Here is a 1,064-nt window from a genome sequence, read left to right as displayed (position 1 = left end):
CTTCACAGGCGAGGTCCTCGCCAGCAGCAGCAGTTTCCACACTTATCGGATTGTTCAGATTTCCGGGGCCAGCTCTGCTCGTCGCGTGCTGGATTTGCTGACGTGGCTGCGTGGTACGTGGAATTCTTCCATGCCGGTGATGGTGCTCAGTGAGCGCAGCGGCGCACGCGATGTTGCCAGGGCGCTGGATGGCGTAGCCAATGACTATGTCATCAAGCCGTTCAGATCGCTCGAACTGCACGCTAGGGCCTATCGCTTTTGAAGTCCGGGCAATCGCGCCCCTGCGCGTGCCGAGAGGCTGGGCGACGGGACATTCCTTCACGACAGGTCCTCGATGGTCCACGCCGCCCCCCCCCCGCAAAGCTACGATTTGAAAGAGCGTGAATTCCACTTGTTGCTGGCCCTGTTCCGCACGCCGGGCGTCGTTGTGTCGCGTGTGGCATTGCTGGATGCGACAAACTGGGTTGGCGGCGCGACGGCCATCCGATCGCTGGACAAACTGGTCCACCGGTTGCGTCACAACCTCGGCCTCGACGCCAAAGGCATCATGCTGAAAATGGCGTATGGCAAGGGATACCAACTGACCGTGTCGTAAGAATGATGCAGAGCCTCCTGCAACATGCATTGATGAGGTCTCTGTCGCATCACCCAGCCGCAGCACCTCGCAATCGCCTCGTGGTGCGCGGGACGGCAAATCTTCAGAAGCCATACAGCCAAGGTGTCTGCATAGAGTGACTGCGCCGACCCAGTAAATTTATGAAAGAACGAAATTCCCGGCTGGACCTGACGCGGCGCGCCTACGCCAAGCGCTCTGCGCTGGCGACCAAGCAGACCGCCCTCACCGCCGATCTGCTGGCCCAGTTGCTGGCAACCTGCGACCGCGCCCTCCTCACACTCGCCTGGGCCACCGGTGGCCGCCGGCGCTCGGAGGTCGAGGGCGCGACCCTGGAGAACCTGCAGCCCACGGGCGCGAGCTTCGTCTACCGGCTGGGCCACTCCAAGTCGAACCAGTTGGGCCAGGACCTGCCGGAGAACTACAAGCCGCTGGTGGGCTCGGCTGCCGA

1 protein-coding gene and 2 pseudogenes are annotated in these 1,064 nt (G+C 62.4%); all 3 read left to right on the top strand.

Annotated elements, in window-relative coordinates; translation table 11 throughout:
- A pseudogene (locus QN413_RS27020) lies at positions 1-262 on the top strand (hypothetical protein); the annotation flags it as partial.
- 72 nt (positions 263-334) lie between these two features.
- A complete protein-coding gene (locus tag QN413_RS27015; RefSeq protein WP_323499636.1) occupies positions 335-595 on the top strand; it encodes a winged helix-turn-helix domain-containing protein in 261 nt (86 codons plus the stop codon).
- Positions 596-756: 161 nt separating this feature from the next.
- Positions 757-1,064: pseudogene (locus tag QN413_RS27010) on the top strand (integrase); the annotation flags it as partial.

The sequence above is a fragment of the Variovorax sp. LG9.2 genome (genome assembly GCF_035018885.1).
Taxonomy (GTDB): Bacteria; Pseudomonadota; Gammaproteobacteria; order Burkholderiales; family Burkholderiaceae_C; genus Variovorax.
This window is presented reverse-complemented; position numbering and strand designations above follow the sequence as displayed.

Bases quoted from the DNA above. Each gene is read 5' to 3' on its own strand.
- QN413_RS27015 (WP_323499636.1), top strand. From the start codon at position 335: ATGGTCCACGCCGCCCCCCCCCCGCAAAGCTACGATTTGAAAGAGCGT.